The organism is Burkholderia arboris (assembly GCF_038723655.1).
Lineage (GTDB): Bacteria > Pseudomonadota > Gammaproteobacteria > Burkholderiales > Burkholderiaceae > Burkholderia > Burkholderia arboris.
Window position 1 is genome coordinate 766,078 of the sequence record NZ_CP109823.1, and the last position, 21,684, is coordinate 787,761.

A 21,684-nucleotide genomic window follows, 5' to 3' on the forward strand; every position below is an offset into this window, starting at 1 on the left:
TATTGCCGATAACTTTCGGGAGGATGATATAGATGGCTACGTACTCTGAACTTAAAGCACAAGCGGAAGCTCTATTGCAGCAGGCCGAGGAAGCTCGCCAAGCTGAGCTGGAGACAGTGCTTGCAGAGATCCGCGCACGCGTCGTCGAGTACGGACTGACTCCGGAGCAAGTGTTTGGACGTCAGCGCAGCTCGCGCAAGGCGAGCTCGTCAGGTCAGGGCGCCCCTAGCGCGAAATATCGAGATCCCAAGACGGGAGCAACGTGGAGTGGTCGCGGTCGGGAACCCGGCTGGATCAAAGGCAAAAAACGCGAGCGATTCCTTATCGAGTAATGGTTCGCACATAGCCGAACTCGACTCAATGTCGCTTCGAACCTCTTGTTACTCACGGCCCCTTCAGGCAAACCCCCGAAGGATAGCCGGATGATGCAGGTTCGAAACGCGTCCCCGACTACCCGAGCGCTGGCGCATATACGTCGATCGTCGGCTGACAGCATTACAGCGATCATTGACATGTAGTCAACATCGATAGGGACGCAAATCTTTGAGGCTCATATCGGCTAATCCCAACTAACGACCTCAGGTCATGGCCAGCCTCGAAGTCGGAACACTATCAGCGCCCCCAACACGAATCTCGCTCCCCGTTTCACGCGAAGGTTGAGTGACGGCTGGCCGAATTCCTCCCACAAAAACCGATCATTCTGCCGCTAGCGTCTCAGCATGCGACAGGAGATCACTCCGCCTTCTTTGCGGAAGCTGACCGAAAATGAGAATCAAACGAGCCAGTTCCTCATCGTCAGCATAAAAGAACGCTACCGGGACTCGAAGCACTTCCGCTAAACGCAATGCAAACGCGTAATCGACCTTGTGAATACCAAGCTCGTAGCGATTGATGCGAGTGCTAGCGACAAATCGATCCAAACCCGCCTCAATCCCGAGATGCTTCTGCGACAACCCGGCCGAGAGGCGAGCTTCCTTTAGTCGCGCCCCGAAAACGGAAGAAGACGCCGCAGACATTCCTTGGTAGCTCGTTGTACACGAGGCTACGAATATCGTTGCAAAATGCCCGCTCGGATACTACGATTTTCGTAGCTATCGTGAGCCCGGAAGACCGTCCGACACATCCGCCCTGAGACAACTCAACCGTGCTCGCGGCACAACGGCAGCAGACGCTGCGCCCTGGTGTCAGTTGAACGCTCAACATGCATAGGACGGAAAGCATGCCCATTGATGTCCCGGAGTCTCACAATTGGACTGCGCTCAGTGAACGGGAGCAGCACTGCCTGCTAACGCTCAACGGACAAATAGCGCAGGCGGAACAGTGGATATATCAACGTAGCCAGGAACTTGTCATGGCCTATGGCGTCGCTACTGCACAAGCCCGCCATGCGGACGACGGGAAATTGGGTGAAGATGTAGAACTGATTGCAACCATGCTGTTCCTGCCGCGGGAAGATCATGCTGACCATCTTTCCGTCAACTCCAGCATTGTTGCCAGAATCGATATCCCGATTCTTCCTGTGCCCCAAACCCATGCGAAACCGTCGCACGTCGATCAGCGTGTGATATCTCATTTCCTGGAGCCTCGGAGTAAATGGAATCAGATATTCCTGACTCTGTTCGATGACGCCCTGCAAGGGGATATGGCAAAGCTATTGAGCATTAGCGGACTATGCACCAACATCGCTTTCATTCAGCAAAATTTGTGCCAATGGTAAATATCACCCCTGGTACAAATTATGCAATCCGTGCAATTTTCAAATACATTCATTATTTTTTTGAATTTGTCGCGCCATCGCATATATTTTAATCAGGATTGGAAATCATATTCCAACAAACTCGATATAGCATGGTTTGTAGCCAGTCTCTGGAGAGCGTCGAATGGACTTCATGAAACTTGCCCTCGTCATCGGCATCCTGGCCGTCGCTGCGAAGGGAATCCAATTGTTTAGTCGTCGCTGCCAACGCCGGTTCGGCTGCAGCTTCTTTACGACGCGCGGATTCTGGCTCGCTGCAATCGCTATCAATTTCCTCTGGTGGGGGAACTTTTTCCAGACCACCGCCCCGTTGCGCCATATTCCGCTAATCGGCGGATTGATCCTCCTTGCAATGGGCCTGGCCTTGACTGCATTGCTTATCTTCGAGAACGTACGCGATACCGATCTGCTGCACGGCATCGGCGGATCCGCCCTCCAGCTCACGCTGTTTTTTCCCGTGGCCCTTTACGGCATCCCGCTTCTCATGATCGCGCTGTTCTTCCTGCTCTTCGCAACCTACAAGGGCGCGCCGGCATGGCTTATAGATCGGTAAATGGACGCGCGACAATGCGCCTAAGTTCGCACCATTCGGTGCGTACAAATCGGAGATAGATGATCCGATACTCTGTACAAAAGCAGCGCCGCAGCACCGGCAAGCACCTCGACCTAGCAGGAATGCGAATGTCGGCAAGGCGTCGCTTGCCACCGATCCAAGGTACGAAGGGCATCACCATCCTCCTTCAAGGCTCGATATCCGGCCAAATAGCATCGCGTCGCGTGTCGGGCCCCGGCGTCACGCGCTCCTCACGCAGTGGCTCTCTTGTTGGTCGAGGCTCGGCAACCTGCGGATCGTGCCGCACCGGCATGGCCCGCACGAAATCCACCATGCTGACGGCCATTGCGCGATCTACCCTCCAGGACGACGACGCCATGACCTGCGCAAGCTCTCGCCACGCCTCAAACACCCCACCATGAGCCTTCCGGCCGGCCTCTTTCTGCTCAGCGGTCACGACAGGTCGCCAGTAAGTTGGCACTTCGCCACGGGCTAGCATGTGCGCGCCCCCCTGTTTCGGGTAACGCTGCGTCACGCCACGCGTGCGCCGGGGCGTCGCATTCGCTTCGACTCCATGCTCGCGAAGCTGCTCCGCGAAGCGCTCACGCCAGCGCCGTAGATCCTGTCGGCGTGGGTTGAGCCGCCTTCCATCGGGTCCGCGCACCTGGACGCTCAGATGAACGTGGGGATGAGCTTCATCGTCATGTGCTGCAAACACATACGCGCGCCCGTCCCCGAACTCAACCGCCGCAAAGTCGCGCGCTGCATCGCACACTGCCTGACGGTTCGTCCCCGGTGGCATCGAAAGCAGGATGTTGAATACCTCGCGGCGATGGCTTGTCTGCGGTATCCCCCAACCTCCAAGGTGCCAGGTTCGCACAAGATCGCGGACAGCATCGGCGCCAGTAATCCGATCGCCGTTCTGATCCTCCAGTTCGACCTGCCCATTACGGGAGATATAGCGCAGATGCCGACGCACCGCATCGACGCCCTGGGCGCTCGATGCCTTGTTGGTGATCTTGACCATCACTTCGGGAGTGCGCCTGAGCGTTCGGGCCAGTTGCTCGCGCATTCGCGCGGCGTCATCACTCAAGCCCGCCCGCGAGAGTCGCTGAGCGCGCGTATGTCTGAACGGCTCCTGGAACAACCGGTCGCCCCAGTTCAGGAGCATCGCATCGATGTAGATTTTCGGGTACGCCATGTCACCGACTCCATCGATCCAGATTTGCTCGAATCACGGCCGCAACAGTGTGCAAATGCGCGTCGATCTGCTCTCGAATGACGCGAACCTCCCCGCTCTCATGCGATTCGATACATGCCGCGCCTCTGTCTCGCACCAACTGCCCCAACCATCGGCTGATCGTCGCGAGCTGTTGATTCGACTCCGCCAGCAACCGAATTTCCTGCATCCCGAGCTGCGGTTCTCGCATTAAATTGGCGCGGATCAGTGCCACGATCCAGCGGTTGGGCGTCAAGCTGGACGCGCGCGCACGCAGCCCAACCACATCCAGTTCAGCGAGCGTCAACCTGATCTCGATCCGTGCGCGCGGATCTCCGACACCGCTCCATCGGACTTCCCCCTCGGCTCCCGCATGGCTACCGCCAGCCTCTGTATACAGCGCACCGGCAATCAGATGCCGCGCGCCCTCGCCAACGGTCATGCCCCGTCGCACGCACCAACGGTCCCAATCCGGCCGCATTCCCCCCAGTTCAACACACAGGCGCTCGCGCACACGCATGGCCCCCCCTAGCGCGCCGGCGAGGGATCGGCGGGTGTCCGCTCGATCTCACGCACTGGTGCACGCGCAGTCGCCGGTCGTGCCCGGCGATCCCGTTCCGACGGTGCTTCCGGATCAAAGACCTTCGGCCGCGGCACGGGGATACCCTCGCGGCCAAACACCTCCAGCATCGCTTCCGCACGCTGTTGCACACGCGCAATCGAACGCGCGCTGAATCCCTGCTCCCGCATGGCACCGACCAGCACGGCCAGATGCAGCACCTTGTCCTCATCGGATACGGTGGTACGCCGGGATGCCTGCCGATCCTCGTGCGCTGCCCCGTCTGCACGAACCGCCCCGCTTTCGGATACGCGTCGGTTCGGCGCCGGAGATTCGGCCGCTGTGCGCTCCCGCATTTCCACCTCGACCTGCCAGGTGTTCCGGTAAACGTCCCTCTCCTCCTCGGCCACCACCATACCGCGATCGTCCAGAATCGGCACCTTGACGGTAACAAACCGCCGCCCGAGGTTTTCCAGCATGACATGTTGCCCAGGTTCGGCCCCAGACTCCCGAACCGCACGTTCGAGATCCACACCCCAGACGACGTGGTCCGCTCCCGTCGCGTCGCGAAACACCACGTAGTACGAATCGCTACGGGCGGGATTGTGCTGGTACGGTGCGCCGCCGTGCTCGCGCAGTTCACCGACGTATCTCTTTGGAGCGTCGGGCTCGTCGCCGGCCGCCGCCTGCCGCTCTGGCTGATGCGGCCGTGCCGAACTTGCGCTACTTTGCGATGCCACGGAAGCCGCGTCGACCGTCACACCATGCGGCTCGGCCGCAAACAGGGAGATAGGCACGGGATTGATATGCTCCGGCGGGTCCATCGACGCTCCAGCCGGAGGCAGCGACGCATCCGCCTCGATCCGATTATTGAGGCGCGCCTGCCGCACATCCGCCAGACGCGCCAGATCGGCCGCTTTCGGCTCATAGCCACTCACTTCGATACCGAGCAGCGTGCCCTGCAACCACACTTCGCTGCGAAATGCCTCATGACCCGACACGCGAATACGGCGCCAGGATTTCTCTGACGCCATATCCACCATCGACTCCACCACGTCCGGCCGGTTGTGCTCGGTGACAAGGTACGGCCCCAGATCCTCGAAGGCGAGCTGATACGGTGCGTCCTTCAGGAAATACTGGTTGCCCGCACGGAGGTAGCGCTTGCGCACACGCTCGGGCGCCTGATCCAGCGGCGCACGTGTGGGAACTGCACTTCTTGATGGCGCGCCGGCCGCCGGACGGGGCACGGACGTTCGTTCCGCTTCAACATCATCGCGAATGGCATGATCGCGCAGACGCGCCCGCGCGGCATCAAACTCGTGTCGGCGTCGGACAGAGACGGCGTCCAATGCAGCAGTGTCCAGGCGATCGGCATTGCCGCTGCTAGCCAGCCGCTCAACGGCTCGCGTGCGCCCAGGAATGTCCTGCTCGATCACGTTGATGACCGGATCGGTAGACGACAAGGTTTCAGACATGGTAGGACTCCTTTCTGGTCAGATCCGTATGCGACGGCACATGCGCTCGTCTAACGATCCGGCCCTGGCGGATCTTGCGATGCAGCCCGCTCCTTCGACTGTTCCAGCGCCGCCGCGCGGGCCTCACGCACCCGCGCCCATGACCGCTCGTGCAATCGGTCGAGCATCACTTCCACGTTCGGGCTGAAATTCAGCTCCTGCGCAGATTTCTTGAGCGATCCGACTGCGCGTTCGAGCAAGTCGCGCTGGCGATCCCACGGATAGACCTTCGGCCGGTCAGCGTCGTAGCCCACCTGTAGCTCCGATCCGTTCAGCCGAGCGTTCTCGTCCATCCACCGCAGCCGTTCGGAGACAAACTCCATCTGCGCCTTCGGATGGAAAACGACACTGCGCGTCGCCACCTCCTGGATCAGGTAGTGCTCGGTGTTGAACACCTCACCACGGTACGGCCCGCCGTTCTCCCGCGGGGTGCCCATGCGCAACGGCGTGCCGAAACGGTGCTCAGCCAGCGCTCGAACTTCGTTGGGTACGTCGGCTACCGTGAACAGTGGCTCGCCCACCGGCGGCCGGGTCGACGCAAATCGCCGCGCATCAGTCGCCGGGGCAGCGTCAGCCGGAACGGTCGCCGACGGTTCGCTGGCCGGCTGCTGAGCGTCCGCCGATGCCGGTGTCTGCACCGAGGATTCCGGCGCGGCCGGCTTCGGTGCGCTACGCTTCGACGTGCGACGGCGCGGCGCGTCTTCTTCGGCGTTCAAAAGCTTTTCTTTCACACTGCCCATGACGTCCTCCATCGGTTCGTCCGGCGTCCGGCCGGGTTCAGCATCCGCCGACGGCTCAATGCCCACAGCCACCGGCCCGATCTCACGAAACACGATTTCCCGCAGCCACTCGCCGACGCGCGCAAAGCCCGACAGCACCGCCATGTCACTGAAATCGTTCGGGACCTTGTCACCGATGCGCGCATCGACAGCGAATAGCGGCCAGGCCAAGCGCGCGCTCGATACCTCCGCGGCTTGACGAGCCTTCTCCTCGCCCGGCCCCAGATCACCCAGTACAACGATGTCCGCCTCTGGAAACCGATCGCGCATAGCTTCGGCAACAAGCGGCAAATTCCCGCTCGACAGCGCTGCCAGTGCCAACCAGCCTGTTGCGCGATGCGGGGCCAGCGTTGTCGCCATGCCTTCACCAATCAGGATGGGTGTCGCCGGCACGTCGGCTCCCGGTGCAGGACCGGACATCCAGTACCCGCCTTTCTTCACACCGCCCGCCAGCGATGACTTGTGGCCGAGTTCGTCGATCAGTTCCAGCGTCGATATCGCGCCGCCTATCCATACCGGCACCACCAGTACACGCCCCGAAAGCGGCTGCTCTTCGCTGGCTGGCACGTAGCCGAGCAGCGTGTGCAGTTCAGTTGCCTCCAGTTCACGGAGTGCCGAAACCGGATCAAGACGCTTGCGCACGAGATAGGGGTGGGCCGGGCCAACGGGCCGCGCCCAATCCCAGATAGCCTGCGCCTCACGGGCCACGGCGGCATGCCGGGCCTGCTGGCGCGCTTCCTCTCGCGCCCGACGTTCCAGCACGTCGGAACTCGGAGCCAGCGCGGCCGTCATCTGGTCGGGATAGTGCGATCGCTTCAGATCGAAACCGTGCTGCCGCGCCAGCCAGAACAGCGAAGCGAGCGTCTTGCCGCCCGACTCCTTCACGGATCGCCAGGTGGTTTGGGCCGCACGTTCGTTGTAGTTCCCGGCCGTGCGGCTCCATTCGTCCCACAGCGCGAAACCGGCATCACCGAAGCCGTTCTTGAGCGCGAACGCCATGTCCACCCACGTGCCGTAGTCGTCTGCGGGAATCACGGCAAGCGCGGCACGCGCCCGTGCGGTTTCATCGACGTACGGGGCGCTCATTGCCGGCCTCCATGAGTCGGCACGACATTCGACGGTGGCCGCGAAGCAGATTGCCGTTTCGCGCGTTCACGCTTCAGCGGCGTCAGCTCAGCCACGTCGAGATCCGCCACCGACAAACGGCGCTTCGCATGCGCGACCCGCGCGGCCGGGACACCCAGCAACATGAAGTGCCGATCCACATAGGCCGACACCTCGTCTTCGCTCAGGTCTGCCAGGCTCGCCGGCAGATCACGTGGATCCCAGGCTTGTAGCACCTCCAGATACTCGGCCGACTGGTGACTGAGGCCGATGCCGTCCGAGTCGAGCTCGTCGGGCTGCACCTCACGCAGACGTCGTTCAATTTGGGCACTGAAGCGCGCGAGATTCATCCTCGGTATCGATGGCACAGCCGATACCCGCGAAGCAAATACCGGATCGCGCCAATAGCAGATTCGGTCGGCCAGAATAGGCTTCGTGCTCTCCAGCACGATGATTTCCTTATCGCGGCCCAGTTCCTTCAACTCCTGCGGCAACAACAAGGGCCGGCGCTGCTCGGAAACACTCTCGCTCGAGCCGCCACGGCCACCGAAAATCGCGTTCGAACGGCTCACGCTACGGGACTGGTCCGTGAAAGTGCCGAGCATTTCGGAGTAGTCGTTCGCATCCTTCTGCTCGCGTGGCGCGTAAAGGATCTGCATCGCGTGGTTCGTCAGGAAGGTGCGCGCGTCGGCCCGGCCGTAGACGGATTCGAGCTGCGCCACCGACTGCACGATGGACAACAGGCGCAGGTTGTAACCTGCCATGTAGGCAACTGCGCGCGCGATGATGTGGATCTTGCCGATCGAGGTCATCTCGTCGAGCAGTAGCAAGCACTGGAACCGCAGCGTCGGATCGGCCTCAGGCAACTGCTTCGTGTTGAGATTCACGAGTTGCGAAAACACCAGATTCACGAGCAGCGCCGCCTCGGACAGGTGATCCGGCGTAATGCCGATATAAATCGACATGCGGCGCCGACGCACGTCGCGCAGATCGAAGTCGTTGCCGCTCGTCGCCGCATCGACGATCGGGTTGGCCCAGATAGTGAGCGGCGCGTGGAATGTCGCGAGAATGCTCGCGAGTACCTTGTCGTCGTTCGACAGGAAGCGGTTCAGCGCATCGACGCATGGCCCGGTCAGCAAATTCCGGTGCTGGACGAGCGCACGCTGCAGATATGCCTTGATAGGCATGCCGTTACCGGACGACTGCCGCAGCACTTCGCCCATCGTGACCGGATAATCGGGAACGGACTCGCCCTTGCCCGCCCGACGAGCGTCGCGCCACTCGCACAGCAGCAGCACGATGCCGAGAAACAGGTTGCGCGCCTGATCCTTCCAGAAATCGTCGTGCCCGCCCGGCGGATATAGGGCATAGCCGATCGCGAGAATGTCCCCGACGCGGAACAACCCGTCCGAGATGGCCGACAGCGGGTTGTACCGATGCGTACGACCATCCTCGGCGAACGGATCGAACAGATACACCTCGTGCCCGCATGCGCGCCGGAACCCGGCCGTGACCGCATAATTCTCGCGCTTGATGTCGAGCACCACGACCGAATCGGGATAACTCAACAGGTTCGGGATCACAATGCCGACGCCCTTGCCTGATCTGGCCGGCGCTGCGAGCAACACGAACTGCTGCCCGGTAAAGCGCAGATAACGCCCTCGCCATATCCCGACGACGATAGCTGGCGCCTCTGCTTCGAAGGGGACGCGCGCATTCATAGCAACCCCGCCGCGCGGATTTCCGCTTCGCTGGCAAACCGGGCATTGCCGTAGAGGCGCCGCCGCCCGGTACGCTCGCAAAACGAATACAGCCCCATCGCCGGGCCACCCACGGCGACAAGCACGCCTAGCAGGGCCGAGCCGACCAGACGTCGGCCCCCGTTCGGCATCGAGCCGTCATGCCAGGCCAGCAGCGCATCGAGCCAGCCCCACAGTCCCGCATGGAATGGGTTCAGCCGCAGGCTCGCGTACAGGAAAAATGACGCAACCCACAGCGAGGCCAGCAGCGCACCCGTGACAGCCGCTAGGACTGCGATCGTGGCTAGGGAGGTCTGCACGTGATGTGCTACCGGACCAGCGGTGTCGGAGCGAGTTGAGGATCGACGGTTCATATCCATCCGAGCCTCACTCAAACGCCGTGCGCATCTTGCGCACCGGATCGAACCAGATTTCTGTCATGCCCCAGCGCTTGCCAATCTGTTTTCCCGCGTCGTCATGAAGGACATGCGCCTCCATGTGCGCGACCACGTCGATGGTCAGGAACAACAGGCGCTTCAGCGCAGCATCGTCGTATCCGGCAGCCTCAGGATGCTCTTTCGCCATCAGCGCAAAGCGTTCGATCGCGACCGTCGCACTCGACGCGTGATAGCTGGTAATCGAGCCCGCGTGTCCGGTCGTCAGCAGTTTCAGGAAGTCATAGGCCTCGGCGCCACGCAATTCGGCCAATAGCACCCGGTCGGGCCGCATACGCATCGTGCTCGCGATCAGGTCCGCCGGAGTCACGCGCGCCTGACCGTGACCGCCCTTGCTGTAACGCAGATGGACGCAGTTCTCAATGTGCCGGATGAAGAGCTCCCGCACATCCTCAATCGTCACGATCCGCTCAGTCGACGGAATCGACCGGCAGAGGGTCTTCATGAAACTGGTCTTGCCGGAGCCGGTATTGCCGACGATTGCGATGTTTAGACGTCCGGTCAACGCCAGTTCGAAGAACGCGCCCCAGTCCCGCGCCTCAAGGAACTGGACCAGCTTTCGTTCCGTCGGCCGCAGGACTGGCAGCACCGCATCAAGCCCATCCGGGCGACGCCATACCGTGTCGTCGAACAGCCCTTCGTCGCGATACGCGTCGAGGGTCTTTTCGCGTGCGGACGGACGGCGGATCGTGATTGAGACCGTGCGCGGCGGCACAACGGGTGGTACCACGATCTGGATACGCGCATCACCGGGCAGCAATGCCGAGAGGATCGGATGTTGCGCCGACACCTCCTGATTCGTGAGCGTGGCGACGGCCACCGCGAACGACATCAGGCGCTCGTAATCGAGATCGACGTGGTCGTGGCCGTGCCAGCCGACGTGTGTCTCGGTAAGCACGCGCTGCGGTCGGTTGATGACCAGTTCCGTAACGTCGTGATCCTCGAGTAGCGCCGCGAACGGCCGCATTAGCTCGCGTACCGACGCGTCGTCGGGAAGCCGCTCGAGCACCGTCTCGCCGGGCCGTGCCGGCATGTCGGCTTGGGCGATCACGGTTGACGCCCCGGCTGCAACGCATACACCGAACCGAAATCCAGGTCGCGCGCAACGACGATCGTGAATTCAGCTCCCTGGTTCTGCGTCAGCGTCGGCGGGATGTTGATCGTGCTGTCGAGCACCCGCGTGGCCATGTCGTTGCCCTTCTGCTGCGTATTCTCGTAGACAACGGAGCCGTTGCTGTTGCCACCGCGCGTGGACAGATAGCCAATCGCGTCCTGGGTCAGACCGAGCAGCAGTGCCGCGCCGATACGCGCGCGCCAGTGGTTGTCCACGTAGCCATCGATCCCCATACGGCCAAGCGCATCTGCCACCGGTGAATCGATTTCGACGGTCACGCCGTGGGGCGTCTCGACGCGGGCCGAGAGAATGAAGGTGCGCTTCTGTCCCGCTGACAGATTCGAGCGGTATTGGCTGTTGATCTGCGAGCCGCGCTCGATCAGCACCACCCGCCCGTCGTCCGAATAGACGTTCTTCGTCACCGTGCAGGTCGATAACCCTGCCTCAGTCGAATCGAACGCGGTGTCGCCCGCGCAGTCGATCTTGGCCCCCTGCACAAGAATCAGGCTGCGGTTGCCGAGCATGCCTGCACGCGCCCGCGGCGTGGCGGCCGGGGTCAATGCCTGGACAAGTGTGCCGGTCCCGCCCTGAGCGGATGTGGCAGTCGGCCGGACAAACGCGGTCGCCGCCACTGACGAGGCTCCTTCTGCGACGCCGCCAGGCATACCCTCCGCTGCGGGCATGCCCGTCACACCTCCGCCCTGACCAACCACGCCAGATATGCTGCCCGCTGCGAAAAGCGGCGCATCGTAATAGCTGCGAGCAGGCGCCTGATGCTGAACCGCGACAGGTGGACGGGCGCCGACCGGCGCTGAGGCCGTGGCAGGCGCGCTTGCCACGGATGGCACGGACGCCGCGCTCGCGGCCGCAGGCGCTTCCTTGAACACGCGCCCCTGAGTCGACCTCTCCGCCACGGCATCACGACGTGCTTTCGCTTCCGCGTCGTGACGGGCAAGGAACGTGTGGATAGTCCAGACCGCGCCAACACAAGCTACGAGGAGGATGACAAGCGGCGTCAGCCACCACGCGCGCGGGCGCGTGCCTCGGTACAGCCCGAGCGCTGGCATGCCGCGATCAGCCGAGATCCCGGCATCGCCACCAGATTCCCGGCCATACCCGGTGGAAGCACTATCGACGGGCTCATCTGGTTCGATCGTGTTGCGAGTATCGTCATTCATCATCCCGACTCCGCAGAACACGCTTGACGCCGCTGACCGTTGTGCCGTCACGGGGTGGCACACCATCCATGTCGTACGCGTCGTTCCAGATCCCGACGACCTCGTCGCCGAGCCGCAACACGAAGCGTTTCGCCAACTCGTGAATCACGATCGCGTCGCCTTCCATGTGCTTGTCGACCACGCTTTCCGTGCCGTCATCCGCGACCCGGAAGACCGCCGGGATGCGCCGGTTGCTCGGGATGCATATCCGGGTAAACCGACCGTCGTCCCACGCTGCCGTCGGCGCGATATCGTCCGAATGTGGCATCACCTGCATCGAATACCGGGTGTTCCGCACCTCGGACGGCTCGACAAGGCGCTGGGCGACCAAAGCCGCATCGGCTTCCGCGTGCGTCTGGACCTTCACCTCGTCCGGGTAGACGAAGGTCACGCGATACATCTCGTCGCCATTGCCGAATTTCGATTTCAGGGGCAACACCACCAGATCGAAGCTGTAGCTGCGTTTGTCCGTGCGAATCTCGAGATTCGAGTTATGCGCAGCAAGCTGCGGCTTCAGGTACACGTCGTGGTCGCCCTTGTTCGCCACGACCTGCCAACCGTCGCGATCGCCGGGCGCGACGACCTGGATCTGCTCATGCGGGTTGAGCGCAATATGGGTGGCAAAGCCGCGCTGCGCCTGGATGCGTACGACGGCGTCGGCCGCGTACGCGATCTGCCGCACCCGCGAGTCGTCGGACGAGCCCGGCAGGTCATAGGCACGGGCAGGCAGGCTCACCACTATCAGCGCCACAAGCCAGAAACCAGGAAAAGGCAGTCCTTTCATGGCGCGCCTCCCGATGCCGGGGACGGCGCCAGCGTCGGCTCCGGCGGCGTATATTCGGGATCGCGGCTGTAGGCCGTCACCTTGAAGCCGAACGGATTCGCGACTGCAATGCTTTCGCGGGTAAAGACCGGCGGCCGATAGGTGTAGGCGAGCGAAATAACGAAACGCTGGGTGGGCTCGGCATTCGCCTGACCATTCTTGAACGTCGTGCGCTCGATATGCACGACCGCGTGCCCCGGTTCATCGGGCGGCAGCGTGATCGAGAGAATCCGCACGCGCCGTTCAGTATTCGGGCCGAGTTGCCGGTCCAGCGCATCCGGTCCGCCATAGACGCCGCGGTAGTCGCGCGCGACCACGTCATCGCTCATGGCCAGCACGCTGTCGTAATCCATCTGCAGAAGGCCCCAGCTGTAGCGCTCACGGGCACGCACGTACGCCTCGACCCAGTGCTTGTCCTGAATTTCCTTCGTGTGCACATGACGTGCATCAAGTACGTCGATCACCTGGGACTCACCTGTCAGGCGGTCGACCTCGATTGGTAACGGTACAACCCGGTAGAACGGCACCATGACGGCTAGGGCCGCCACACTGAGCACGGCCACGCCGACGGCCCCGTAAGCGACGTGCCACGCCCGCCGTTCGGACCGCTCCTGCAGGTGCGTAAGCGACGTCTCGATGTCGAGCACGCGCCCATAGTCTTCGTTCGCGTTCACGATCCGGCTCCCACAGTCGATGCGGCGGTCGGTTCCGAGGAGACAGACGACGCCGGAACTCGGACGACGCGGTTGACGGGCACGCGATGCGATCCGTCAGGAATGACGGGCTTGGGCGGTCCTGATGAACAACCATCAATCAGGATGGCGAAATTCATTAGAAGCGCTCCGATCAAAACTTTAGGCATGACCGTCCCCTCAGTTCTCGAACGAAGCCGGAACCATCTGGTCCTGCAACCGAGTGGTATTCCCGGCACGCTTCAGCATCAGTTCGCTCTGCTGTTCGGCAATGAGCTTGTCTTCCGCGTCAGCCAGCATCTTGAAGAGCTGCAGCTTCGTCATCTCGTTGCCGACTGCCGTGGTCTCGGTTTGGATCCGCGCCTGCAGTTCCGCTACGCCTTTGGGATCTTGCGTCACGTCGATCTGCTGCATCAGGCTCTGAATCTGGTTCAGCTCCTGCAGCTCAGTCTGGTACGCCTGTAAACCAAACGCCTTGTCCTGGAACGGCTTGTTCAGCGCGCGCTGGCACACCTGCTGATTGACACCGGTCTGATCCTCACAGTTGTAGATCTGGCTTGCCGTGCGCAGGGCCTGCGCGCTCCCCGTGAGTCCGGCATACCCCCCGTGCTGGACCGCCGTATAGACGCTCTGCCAGTTCGACGGCAGCGAGTTCGCGATCACCGGATTGCTCAGCAGCGCGCCGAACCCGCGCGCACCGACCGTCGACTGGTAGATCTGAATCTCCTGCTGGACCTGCTGCTCGAGTTGGGCCACCGTCGCAATGGCCTGAGCCACGTTCTGCGCGTCGAATACCGGGATGCCCTGGGCATGGCCCTCCGAAGAGACCACCGCCGAGACGAGCGCAGCAGCGGCCACCTTGAATCGTGCTTTCATGACGATCACCTCACTCAAATTCCCTGCTGTCCGAGGTTTGCGCGCGCGGCCCGCTGGTAGGCGGGCATGGCACCTCCCGATGAAGCTCCTGATCCACCACCCGGCCCCGTCCGGTCACGGATCGTGCCGCCCGGACGCGGACCGTTACCGCCTCGGGTGAACGCCTGTCCAATCGCCGTGGCAATCCGGCGCGAGGCGACACCCGCCACGAACGCGCCAAATCCGGAGACGGTGGCGCCACCGGACAGGCCGGATGCCACGGGGGGCAACTGCCAGCCGACCATCGCAAGGAAAATTGCGGTCGCGAACATGCCGAGCGCCGTACCCCAGGCCGCCGACGCTTCCAGCGCGATCTGGCCGGCCGCGACAAGCGCCGTGGCGTTGGTGCCGGGCGCAGATGTCGTCACCCCGAACGGTGCAAGCTCCGTCGAAAACGCTGTCAGGGCCATCCCGAGGAACGCTGCGACAAGCACCTGCAGCAGCGCATAGTTCGCCACCTTGGCCGTCCACGCCTCGAAGAAGCGGGCCGTCGGCGCAAACGCGGCGCAGGCGATGAAGATCGGGCCGATCCCGAGCACGAGGTCGAGCAGCATGCGGCCCATCACGACCTCGAATGCGAGCACGATCAGGAAAATCGAACCGCCCATCGCAGCCACGAACCCGCACACGATGTCGCCAATGCCCGCGGCAAGTCCGCTCGGACTGAGCCCTTCATGGGTGGCCTTTTCGGCATAGGCATCCAGCACCAGATCGATCTGCTGGTCGTAGCAGTCGAGCGTCTCGTAGATGCTGGAGGCGCTGGTGGCCGTCACGCTGCTGCCGCTCACCGATCCGCATCCGGGATTGCCACCTCCCGTGGTATTGGCCGCGCTCTGGATCGTCTGGGCCAGACCCGACGTCGCGCCGCTGACGGCCGTCACGACCTGCCGCTGATAGATGCCGCTACCGAGCGCGAACGTCAGGATCGCGGCAACCTTGAGTCCTCGCCAGGCGAATGAGGGCACGGCTTCGTGTGCCTCGCCCCGCACGATCGCAAGACCGTAGGCGAGGACCCAGATCGTGACCGCCGTTGTGACGACGGGAACGAGTGCGCTGGACAGTGCCGACGAGACGTTCGTCACGTAGGTCGACATGCCGTTCTCGAGCGTGCCACCGATCGCCGTAAAAAGGCCGCTCACCGTGCACCTCCCGCCTGCGCCGCGCGGCGCTTGGCCAGTTGCTCGTGAAAAACCGGCAGCCAGACATCGGGATCGTCGCCGACCTGTGCGCGGATCGTGTCGAGCAATTCGACGTTGTCCGTCGTGCCGGACAGCACATCGAGCACATCGCCCAGCCCCGCGAGATCAAGTCGGCCGATGGCCGAACGATGGCCCTGCTTGACCAGGAACATGCGGCTGTTCTCGCCAAGATTGCGCACAATGTTGAATTCGGCTTCGGTGAGCTTGAAACCGTGCACATAGTCGTCGTAGTCGGCCCGCGGGTTCGGCAGGAAGAAGAACGTCGCACTCTGCTCGATCAGCGTGCGCGCGATATCGCTGCGCAACAAATCGGCAGGCGACTGGGTATCGAAGATCCCCAGGCCGTTCTGTTTGCGAATCGTCTTCTGCTTGTTCTGCGCGAAATCCATGAAAACGGCGTCGCCCAACCGCTTCCAGAATTCCGTCATCACATAGATGAATCGCCGGCCATCGATCAGGCTTTCCGTCAAATGCAGCAGATACATCGTGACGGGCGTCGAGACTTCCGCATCGTCGAGCAGCTCGGTATCGTCGAAGCCGAAGAGATTCGAACGTGCGAGGTTTACCGTATCGGTCGGGTTGTCGAGCACCCAGCCGAGGCGCCCGCCGGCGCACCATTTCGCCAGGCGCGCGTGCAGGCTGTTCTCCCCCACGTTCGGCAGCAGTTGCCGCACCATCGACAGGCGCCGCAGCGGCTTCTCCATACGGGAGACTTCGCGCACGGCGCGCGAAATGTCGAGTTCTTCCCTCGCCGACAACGGCGAGCCCGTATCGACGAGTTTGCGCACCAGCCGCTCCCAGAAGTCGAGCACCGCTTCGTTGGGCACCATCTGGAACGGGTTGAGTCCGGTCGGCTCGCCGCGGCGGAACACCGTGTAGATCCCGCCCATCGCCCGGATTGCGATCTCGGTGCCCCGATCCTTGTCGTACAGCACAGCGGTCAACCCGAACTTGGTCGCCATCGCGAGCAGGAACAGCTCGAGAACCGTCTTGCCCGCACCGGCCTGACCGATGATCTGAGTGTTGGCGAGTGCCTTCTCGTCGGCCGAATCCTGCTTCTCCGGCGTGACGTGAAAATTCAGATACAGCGGCTGGCCGCTCGGCGTCTTGACGATTGTGATCGCCTCGCCCCACGGATTGCCGTCGCGCTTGCCGGTCGCAAAATTGTGCAGACTGGACAGCCCACAGAAATTCCGCGACGTCAGCTTCGCTTCGCGTGGCCGGTAGCGCCAGTTGCCTGGCAGTTGCGCAAACCACGCGGCGTCCGCCACGAGATCGATCAGCGCTGTCTGGAATCCGGCGTCGGCGAGCTGCGTACGGGCCTTCGCGACGTGCTTCGAGACGTCCGCAGGCGTATCGGCCAGCACCGCGAGAGAGTAGTGATATTCGCCGAGCACGAAATCGCCGTTGATCAGATCATTGAGCGCCTGATCCATCGCTTCGATCTGGGAGACGGCCACGTCCTCGCCGGCGATGAGCTGGTTGCGCTGGCGCTCCAACGCTTCCTTCGCGCTGGGTTTATCAAGAATCGTGAAACTCTGCGTCTCGATATATTCGAAGTCCCCGTATAGCAGCCCGTTGAGCATGCCGGGCTCGGATTCCTCCGGATAATCCTTCAGGTCGAGCATCGCGGCGTAACGCGTTGCGGCCGGCATGCGGATCTCGACCTTCTCCACACCCACATACAGACGCGAGGTCGGCAGTGCCTCGCGGATTGCCCCCGAGGGAACGGGCTGCGGCTCCCAGACAGCATTGACGAGGTAGCCGAGCAGTTCCAGTGCCGACGAATACCGGCGCGGCCGCCTCGTATACGGACTGAATTTGCGATAGACCCCGAGCGCCACCGGGTCGTAGGGTTTCAGGCCCGACTCGACCTGGGCGCCAAGCTCGTCCATCACCTTCAACGCTTCCTGCTGGTCGCGCCGAATGTCTTCGCGCGTGCGCCGCGCGGCGCGACTGAAGACACGTCCAAGTTTCGTGCGGTTCGGCCGATAAACGAGCGTCAGATACAGCTCGTTGGCCATCATCCGGTAGCCCGCGAAGCTCGCGTAATAACGCATGGCCAGCTCCTGGCAGAAGCGGTTGCTATACAGCGTGTCAAAGTGATCCGACACACGCCGACGCAGACGGTGCGACCAGAGCGCGACATGGCCGCCGGGTAGTCCCCGCACCAACTGATTGAACCCGTCGTGACGCACGAGGATGTCGGCCGGATCAGCGGCCTCGAACGCGATGCCCGCGAGCTTCCAGATCCGCAGGTAATCGCCCTCGCGCGTCTTGATCACGTGATCCGTGACGTGCGTCGAGTACGGGATGGTGTCGGCAAGCGCCACTTCACGGTTTGCGACGGCGCCGTGTCTCGGGTCGGCCGGCATCTCAGGCCCTCCTCTTCAGCCGGACCGGCATGTAGGCGTGAACGCCCCAGAAGCGGCGATTCCCCTGACGCAGAGCCATACGCAGGCGCAGCGCATATTGCGCGAGGCGCTGGTCGTCGCGGCGCGTGATGACGCGCATGGCGACGAACACCGGGATCATCAGGAACAGCAGTCCGACGCCGAGCGGCGGACTGGCAAGCAATGCCCAGATAGCCGGAATCAGCATGCCGCCGCCAACCATGAGGAATGACACGAGCGGTACACTCCAGAGCATCGCGGGCCGCGTACACCCCTTGAAGACAGGATCCTTGAGCGAGTTCATGATTCGTTGCCCAATCTCAGCTCGTCGGAATCAGCATGCCGGCGATGACCGTCGCGCAACCGACGAAGAGACCGCCGATGAATACGTTTGCGATATCTCCAAACCGGGCGTGCTGAAACATCATCCGGAAACCCGCCCAGATGATGGAAATCGAGCAGATCACGCCGCCCACGCCCAACAGGGTCGTCTGGATCGTGTTCAGCAGCGTATTGACCTGCGAGAGCTGCGCCCAGGCCGGCGAGGCAAACAGTAACGCGACAACCGCGGAGGCGATGCTTCGAGCCGTCTGGCGATCGGAGAGATCCGTGAACCGGACATTTCTGCCACGCTCTTTTCTGATATGTATTCCTAAATTCACGAGAATCTCCTTTCAACCTGTGATAGGTCTTCTATCGTCCGGCCGTTGTCCTAAAACACCACGGCGCTACTGCCTTGCTCGCCGACATTCGTGTCAAAGCGGCTGTCCGGCGACTCCAACACCGGATGGCGAGCCGGCCGTGATTGCGTTCGAGTCGAGAACACCGCAGGGTCATCCGGCACGACAGGAACAGGCCTGATCGCTGGTATGGCCGCATGAGGGGACGGTGGTATTGGAAGTCGAGCGTTACCGACCACTCGCTGCACATAGCCCATGCGATACCCATTCGAGAAGTTGCCGCTTGCGTAGCAGGACAGGCTTGCGCGAAGTGCTATCTGAGGATCATGCCGGCCATCAACCTGCGCGTAGCGCGCTGCCATATAGCAGCCCTGTAGCACCGCGGCACCCACAGCCAGGTTGAGGCAGGGATCGAAAGCGCTCCGCTCGTTCAGTCCGTACGCAGCCCAGTTCGCGCGGTTGACCTGTGCGAGTCCGACGCTGAAATTCCACCCATCGGCAGCGAGCGCGTGGGCAGTCGCCACCGCCTCGGCCTCGCTCGCCGGCTGACGCACCAGTCGACCGCGCACGACGCCGATCGCATAAGGGTTGAAGCCCGACTCGGTTCGCACGATCGCCGCCATCGTGATCGGCGAAACCTGGGGCGCGCACTGCTGCACGAGCGAGGTGAAATCGATCGGCAACATCATTGCCCTCCGCCACCGAAGCTGTTTTGCTGTTCGATCTTCTGCAGAAGGAGCGCGGCAGACTGCGACGGGTCGTACGGCACCTGCGTGCTCCCAGCGCCGTAGAACTCGGTGATCGTCGATCCTGCACCCGCGACATTCCACCAGACGCGGGTATAGAGTTGGTTGTCGATATCGACGTTGATTGCACCGGTGGCACGGCACAGCAGTTCGCTCTGCTCGTGACCGCCCCAGTACAGAAAATCCTCGCGGCAATAGCTGGCACTCGCGAAGGTATTGGTCGCAGACGTCCCATGCGTACCGCCCGCACCGAAATCGCAGGTCGGGAACGGGTCGCCGTGGCGCAATGTGCTCCACAATTTCTCGATCGGCGGCACACATTCGCTGTACTGCTCGGGGCCACCCGGATTCGACAGGCAAATGATGACCTGGCAGCCCCAATTATCGGCATGCGCTAAATCCGGCACGATGATGGACGTACCGGCGAATAGCGCAAGGCCGAACGAACTCCACCGCACTGCATCACGCATCGCGGTCAAACCGCGATCCTTCCAGGCTACGAGACACGTCTTCATGATCCGTCTTCCATCGATATGCACCGATGCACCGGGACGGATGCACGAAGAAAAAGGAGCCCGCGGCGCCGGGAAGGCTTACCGCGAGCTCAAGGGGGATCGGATTCAAGAACAAGAAAACGAAAAGCCTGGAGATTGAGACCTGCAGGCTTTTGTTGAATCACGGCCATCACGCTGACTCGCACACGTCGGTACATCGGGGCCGCTAACGCGTACTCGGTCGTGCTCTCGCACGTTGACCGGAACAGATTGCTAACCTTGTCACGCTACTTCATGACTTCGTCGCAAGCAGGCTGGCAAGTGCCCTCTTCGCGGAGGCCAGTTCGAGTTCGTAGCCGTGCCACGGATATCGCGGGATGCCAAGCCGTCGACATATCACCTCCCGACCAGCGCGCCACAGAAATGCCATGCGCAGCATCTCTTTTTGCCTCGCCGCCAACCGCTGCCACGCCTGCTCGACGAGCGCTGCGTCAGCCGCGTCATATCGACCACGCCCTGCACTGGCCCAGTTATCGAGCCGCGCGTCGAGCGAAAGCGCCTCGGGCTTCTCATTCATCGCAGGCCTCCTCATCGGATGCACGATACCCGGCAGGATCCTCGAGAAACCGTTCGATATCCGAAGCTCGCCAACCGACTGCTCGCTCACCCAGTCGGATCGGACGTGGGAACGTCCCGTCCTGTATCCGCTGATAGATAGTTGAGCGCTTCAGGCCGACTTCGTTTTCAACCTGAGTGCGACGCAATATGGCACCCACGGCCCGCAATTGAACTGGCATGTGTAACCTCCGACTGCCTTGTCCGGGTGAATTCCTGCATGGGTTCCATTGAAGCAGTCGATAGCCCTGACGGGCAATTCCGTCATGCCGTCAGAACGTTCCGTCAGAGAATGAATATCAGCGGTGGCGACCGTCAGATTCGGTTACCGAATCAGGCCTGAGTGCAGCGGCGAAGGTCTGGGCGCTGCGCGACGCTTCTCCATTCGCCTGGGCCTTGAGACTCAGCTTTTCGTCGATTGCACGTGCTACGGTGGAAGACTTAGGCGGCCGATCGGGATCCCACTCCGACCAGTACTCTCGCATGACATCAAAGAGCGCCTGGAGTGTGCGTGTCAGATGAGGAAGATGGACAATTACGCCGCCATCTGAGTCGTCCTCGAAGTTGGGGGCCGGGGAATTGCTCGCTTGCCCCTCAGCGCTAAGTCGCCTCTCGACGCCGGATGCGGACGATCGCTCGAGCCTGCGTTCCAGATGCGTCGCCCAGACATGATGCATGAAGACCGTCCTGGCAATAGCGAGTTCAAGCAATTCAATGCGGCGATCACGCTTACGAAGGCGATCAGTCAGGCGCGTAGTGAGCGCCTTCGATTCTTCGACGCGTCGGCGCCAATAGTCGAGACTCAACTGCCCATCCGGTTCATTCGAGCTTGGATCCGGACGATCATCGGTCGATTCGGGCATTTTTTCGGTCCTCCAACTCCGGTCGAGGCCGCTAGATATCGACATCGATGTCGCGATGTCGACGCGACTGGATCAGCTACCCCAGCTGTCGCTCCTTTGTGATTCATCAAATTTCGTTACCATTCTTCAATAAATTTATTCGCGTCCCTCTTGCAATATCTAATGTGCCAACCCGACATAATTTCGAAGGGAGCGATGTTTTCCGCTGGCGTGGTCTGCGTTGAAAATCGTGATTCGCGTATTCGTTTCACCATT

24 protein-coding genes are annotated in these 21,684 nt (G+C 62.0%); 3 read left to right on the plus strand and 21 right to left on the minus strand.

Annotated elements, in window-relative coordinates:
- The first annotated feature begins 32 nt into the window (after nt 1-32).
- Nucleotides 33-332 carry an H-NS histone family protein gene (locus tag OHZ10_RS36060; RefSeq protein WP_342706056.1) on the plus strand — a complete coding sequence of 100 codons (300 nt, stop codon included), beginning with the start codon at nt 33-35 and terminating at the stop codon, nt 330-332.
- Nucleotides 333-695: 363 nt separating this feature from the next.
- Here the strand turns inward: OHZ10_RS36060 and OHZ10_RS36065 are convergent, their stop codons facing one another.
- A complete protein-coding gene (locus OHZ10_RS36065; protein ID WP_342706057.1) occupies nt 696-1,016 on the minus strand; it encodes a helix-turn-helix transcriptional regulator in 321 nt (106 codons plus the stop codon).
- Nucleotides 1,017-1,219: 203 nt separating this feature from the next.
- On the opposite strand from OHZ10_RS36065, the gene OHZ10_RS36070 reads away from it, so the two are divergent.
- The gene (locus tag OHZ10_RS36070; protein WP_342706058.1) at nt 1,220-1,717 is read left to right on the plus strand and encodes a hypothetical protein; all 498 of its coding nucleotides are present in this window, start codon (nt 1,220-1,222) and stop codon (nt 1,715-1,717) included.
- A 163-nt stretch (nt 1,718-1,880) separates the two neighbouring features.
- Nucleotides 1,881-2,309 carry a hypothetical protein gene (locus OHZ10_RS36075; protein WP_342706059.1) on the plus strand — a complete coding sequence of 143 codons (429 nt, stop codon included), beginning with the start codon at nt 1,881-1,883 and terminating at the stop codon, nt 2,307-2,309.
- Between the two features lie 187 nt (nt 2,310-2,496).
- Here OHZ10_RS36075 and OHZ10_RS36080 read toward each other — a convergent pair whose 3' ends face one another.
- The 20 genes from OHZ10_RS36080 to OHZ10_RS36175 form a co-directional block, all read right to left on the minus strand.
- Nucleotides 2,497-3,510 (minus strand): relaxase/mobilization nuclease domain-containing protein, encoded by a 1,014-nt coding sequence (locus OHZ10_RS36080; RefSeq protein ID WP_342706060.1) that lies wholly within the window; start codon nt 3,508-3,510, stop codon nt 2,497-2,499.
- Between the two features lies 1 nt (nt 3,511).
- Complete coding sequence (locus tag OHZ10_RS36085; RefSeq protein ID WP_342706061.1) at nt 3,512-3,970, minus strand: plasmid stabilization protein; 459 nt, start codon at nt 3,968-3,970, stop codon at nt 3,512-3,514.
- An 86-nt stretch (nt 3,971-4,056) separates the two neighbouring features.
- Nucleotides 4,057-5,562 carry an LPD7 domain-containing protein gene (locus OHZ10_RS36090; RefSeq protein WP_342706062.1) on the minus strand — a complete coding sequence of 502 codons (1,506 nt, stop codon included), beginning with the start codon at nt 5,560-5,562 and terminating at the stop codon, nt 4,057-4,059.
- Between the two features lie 50 nt (nt 5,563-5,612).
- Complete coding sequence (locus OHZ10_RS36095; protein ID WP_342706063.1) at nt 5,613-7,466, minus strand: PriCT-2 domain-containing protein; 1,854 nt, start codon at nt 7,464-7,466, stop codon at nt 5,613-5,615.
- The gene (locus OHZ10_RS36100; RefSeq protein ID WP_342706064.1) at nt 7,463-9,205 is read right to left on the minus strand and encodes a type IV secretory system conjugative DNA transfer family protein; all 1,743 of its coding nucleotides are present in this window, start codon (nt 9,203-9,205) and stop codon (nt 7,463-7,465) included. Before OHZ10_RS36100 ends, OHZ10_RS36095 begins: the two co-directional genes overlap by 4 nt.
- Nucleotides 9,202-9,603 carry a hypothetical protein gene (locus OHZ10_RS36105; RefSeq protein WP_342706065.1) on the minus strand — a complete coding sequence of 134 codons (402 nt, stop codon included), beginning with the start codon at nt 9,601-9,603 and terminating at the stop codon, nt 9,202-9,204. The genes OHZ10_RS36100 and OHZ10_RS36105 overlap by 4 nt, the downstream gene beginning before the upstream one ends.
- Nucleotides 9,604-9,610: 7 nt before the next feature.
- Nucleotides 9,611-10,711: a P-type DNA transfer ATPase VirB11 gene (gene virB11, locus OHZ10_RS36110; RefSeq protein ID WP_342706518.1), complete on the minus strand. Its 1,101-nt coding sequence runs from the start codon at nt 10,709-10,711 to the stop codon at nt 9,611-9,613.
- 14 nt (nt 10,712-10,725) lie between these two features.
- Complete coding sequence (gene virB10 / locus OHZ10_RS36115) at nt 10,726-11,970, minus strand: type IV secretion system protein VirB10 (RefSeq protein WP_342706519.1); 1,245 nt, start codon at nt 11,968-11,970, stop codon at nt 10,726-10,728.
- Complete coding sequence (locus OHZ10_RS36120) at nt 11,963-12,793, minus strand: TrbG/VirB9 family P-type conjugative transfer protein (RefSeq protein WP_342706066.1); 831 nt, start codon at nt 12,791-12,793, stop codon at nt 11,963-11,965. The genes virB10 and OHZ10_RS36120 overlap by 8 nt, the downstream gene beginning before the upstream one ends.
- On the minus strand, nt 12,790-13,506 hold the full coding sequence (locus tag OHZ10_RS36125; protein ID WP_342706067.1) for a type IV secretion system protein: 717 nt from the start codon (nt 13,504-13,506) through the stop codon (nt 12,790-12,792). The genes OHZ10_RS36120 and OHZ10_RS36125 overlap by 4 nt, the downstream gene beginning before the upstream one ends.
- Before the next feature lie 198 nt (nt 13,507-13,704).
- Nucleotides 13,705-14,400: a P-type DNA transfer protein VirB5 gene (gene virB5, locus OHZ10_RS36130; RefSeq protein WP_342706068.1), complete on the minus strand. Its 696-nt coding sequence runs from the start codon at nt 14,398-14,400 to the stop codon at nt 13,705-13,707.
- A 14-nt stretch (nt 14,401-14,414) separates the two neighbouring features.
- Nucleotides 14,415-15,578, minus strand: a complete 1,164-nt coding sequence (locus OHZ10_RS36135; protein WP_342706069.1) for a type IV secretion system protein — start codon at nt 15,576-15,578, stop codon at nt 14,415-14,417.
- Entirely contained in the window at nt 15,575-18,013 is a 2,439-nt protein-coding gene (locus tag OHZ10_RS36140; protein WP_342706070.1) for a VirB4 family type IV secretion/conjugal transfer ATPase, read from the minus strand. The genes OHZ10_RS36135 and OHZ10_RS36140 overlap by 4 nt, the downstream gene beginning before the upstream one ends.
- Before the next feature lies 1 nt (nt 18,014).
- Nucleotides 18,015-18,335 carry a VirB3 family type IV secretion system protein gene (locus OHZ10_RS36145; protein WP_342706071.1) on the minus strand — a complete coding sequence of 107 codons (321 nt, stop codon included), beginning with the start codon at nt 18,333-18,335 and terminating at the stop codon, nt 18,015-18,017.
- Nucleotides 18,336-18,351: 16 nt separating this feature from the next.
- The gene (locus OHZ10_RS36150) at nt 18,352-18,693 is read right to left on the minus strand and encodes a TrbC/VirB2 family protein (protein ID WP_342706072.1); all 342 of its coding nucleotides are present in this window, start codon (nt 18,691-18,693) and stop codon (nt 18,352-18,354) included.
- A gap of 50 nt (nt 18,694-18,743) precedes the next feature.
- Nucleotides 18,744-19,397, minus strand: coding sequence for a lytic transglycosylase domain-containing protein (locus tag OHZ10_RS36155; protein ID WP_342706073.1), 654 nt, complete (start codon nt 19,395-19,397; stop codon nt 18,744-18,746).
- On the minus strand, nt 19,397-19,972 hold the full coding sequence (locus tag OHZ10_RS36160; RefSeq protein WP_342706074.1) for a hypothetical protein: 576 nt from the start codon (nt 19,970-19,972) through the stop codon (nt 19,397-19,399). The genes OHZ10_RS36155 and OHZ10_RS36160 overlap by 1 nt, the downstream gene beginning before the upstream one ends.
- Nucleotides 19,973-20,243: 271 nt before the next feature.
- Complete coding sequence (locus tag OHZ10_RS36165; RefSeq protein ID WP_342706075.1) at nt 20,244-20,528, minus strand: hypothetical protein; 285 nt, start codon at nt 20,526-20,528, stop codon at nt 20,244-20,246.
- The gene (locus OHZ10_RS36170; protein WP_342706076.1) at nt 20,521-20,748 is read right to left on the minus strand and encodes a helix-turn-helix transcriptional regulator; all 228 of its coding nucleotides are present in this window, start codon (nt 20,746-20,748) and stop codon (nt 20,521-20,523) included. Before OHZ10_RS36170 ends, OHZ10_RS36165 begins: the two co-directional genes overlap by 8 nt.
- 117 nt (nt 20,749-20,865) lie before the next feature.
- Nucleotides 20,866-21,429 (minus strand): hypothetical protein, encoded by a 564-nt coding sequence (locus OHZ10_RS36175; protein ID WP_342706077.1) that lies wholly within the window; start codon nt 21,427-21,429, stop codon nt 20,866-20,868.
- Between the last annotated feature and the right edge of the window lie 255 nt (nt 21,430-21,684).

Coding starts and splice junctions, on each gene's coding strand:
- OHZ10_RS36060 (WP_342706056.1), top strand. CDS start 33: ATGGCTACGTACTCTGAACTTAAAGCACAAGCGGAAGCTCTATTGCAG.
- OHZ10_RS36065 (WP_342706057.1), bottom strand. CDS start 1,016: ATGTCTGCGGCGTCTTCTTCCGTTTTCGGGGCGCGACTAAAGGAAGCT.
- OHZ10_RS36070 (WP_342706058.1), top strand. CDS start 1,220: ATGCCCATTGATGTCCCGGAGTCTCACAATTGGACTGCGCTCAGTGAA.
- OHZ10_RS36075 (WP_342706059.1), top strand. CDS start 1,881: ATGGACTTCATGAAACTTGCCCTCGTCATCGGCATCCTGGCCGTCGCT.
- OHZ10_RS36080 (WP_342706060.1), bottom strand. CDS start 3,510: ATGGCGTACCCGAAAATCTACATCGATGCGATGCTCCTGAACTGGGGC.
- OHZ10_RS36085 (WP_342706061.1), bottom strand. CDS start 3,970: ATGACCGTTGGCGAGGGCGCGCGGCATCTGATTGCCGGTGCGCTGTAT.
- OHZ10_RS36090 (WP_342706062.1), bottom strand. CDS start 5,562: ATGTCTGAAACCTTGTCGTCTACCGATCCGGTCATCAACGTGATCGAG.
- OHZ10_RS36095 (WP_342706063.1), bottom strand. CDS start 7,466: ATGAGCGCCCCGTACGTCGATGAAACCGCACGGGCGCGTGCCGCGCTT.
- OHZ10_RS36100 (WP_342706064.1), bottom strand. CDS start 9,205: ATGAATGCGCGCGTCCCCTTCGAAGCAGAGGCGCCAGCTATCGTCGTC.
- OHZ10_RS36105 (WP_342706065.1), bottom strand. CDS start 9,603: ATGGATATGAACCGTCGATCCTCAACTCGCTCCGACACCGCTGGTCCG.
- virB11 (WP_342706518.1), bottom strand. CDS start 10,711: ATGCCGGCACGGCCCGGCGAGACGGTGCTCGAGCGGCTTCCCGACGAC.
- virB10 (WP_342706519.1), bottom strand. CDS start 11,970: ATGAATGACGATACTCGCAACACGATCGAACCAGATGAGCCCGTCGAT.
- OHZ10_RS36120 (WP_342706066.1), bottom strand. CDS start 12,793: ATGAAAGGACTGCCTTTTCCTGGTTTCTGGCTTGTGGCGCTGATAGTG.
- virB5 (WP_342706068.1), bottom strand. CDS start 14,400: ATGAAAGCACGATTCAAGGTGGCCGCTGCTGCGCTCGTCTCGGCGGTG.
- OHZ10_RS36140 (WP_342706070.1), bottom strand. CDS start 18,013: ATGCCGGCCGACCCGAGACACGGCGCCGTCGCAAACCGTGAAGTGGCG.
- OHZ10_RS36145 (WP_342706071.1), bottom strand. CDS start 18,335: ATGAACTCGCTCAAGGATCCTGTCTTCAAGGGGTGTACGCGGCCCGCG.
- OHZ10_RS36155 (WP_342706073.1), bottom strand. CDS start 19,397: ATGTTGCCGATCGATTTCACCTCGCTCGTGCAGCAGTGCGCGCCCCAG.
- OHZ10_RS36160 (WP_342706074.1), bottom strand. CDS start 19,972: ATGAAGACGTGTCTCGTAGCCTGGAAGGATCGCGGTTTGACCGCGATG.
- OHZ10_RS36165 (WP_342706075.1), bottom strand. CDS start 20,528: ATGAATGAGAAGCCCGAGGCGCTTTCGCTCGACGCGCGGCTCGATAAC.
- OHZ10_RS36170 (WP_342706076.1), bottom strand. CDS start 20,748: ATGCCAGTTCAATTGCGGGCCGTGGGTGCCATATTGCGTCGCACTCAG.
- OHZ10_RS36175 (WP_342706077.1), bottom strand. CDS start 21,429: ATGCCCGAATCGACCGATGATCGTCCGGATCCAAGCTCGAATGAACCG.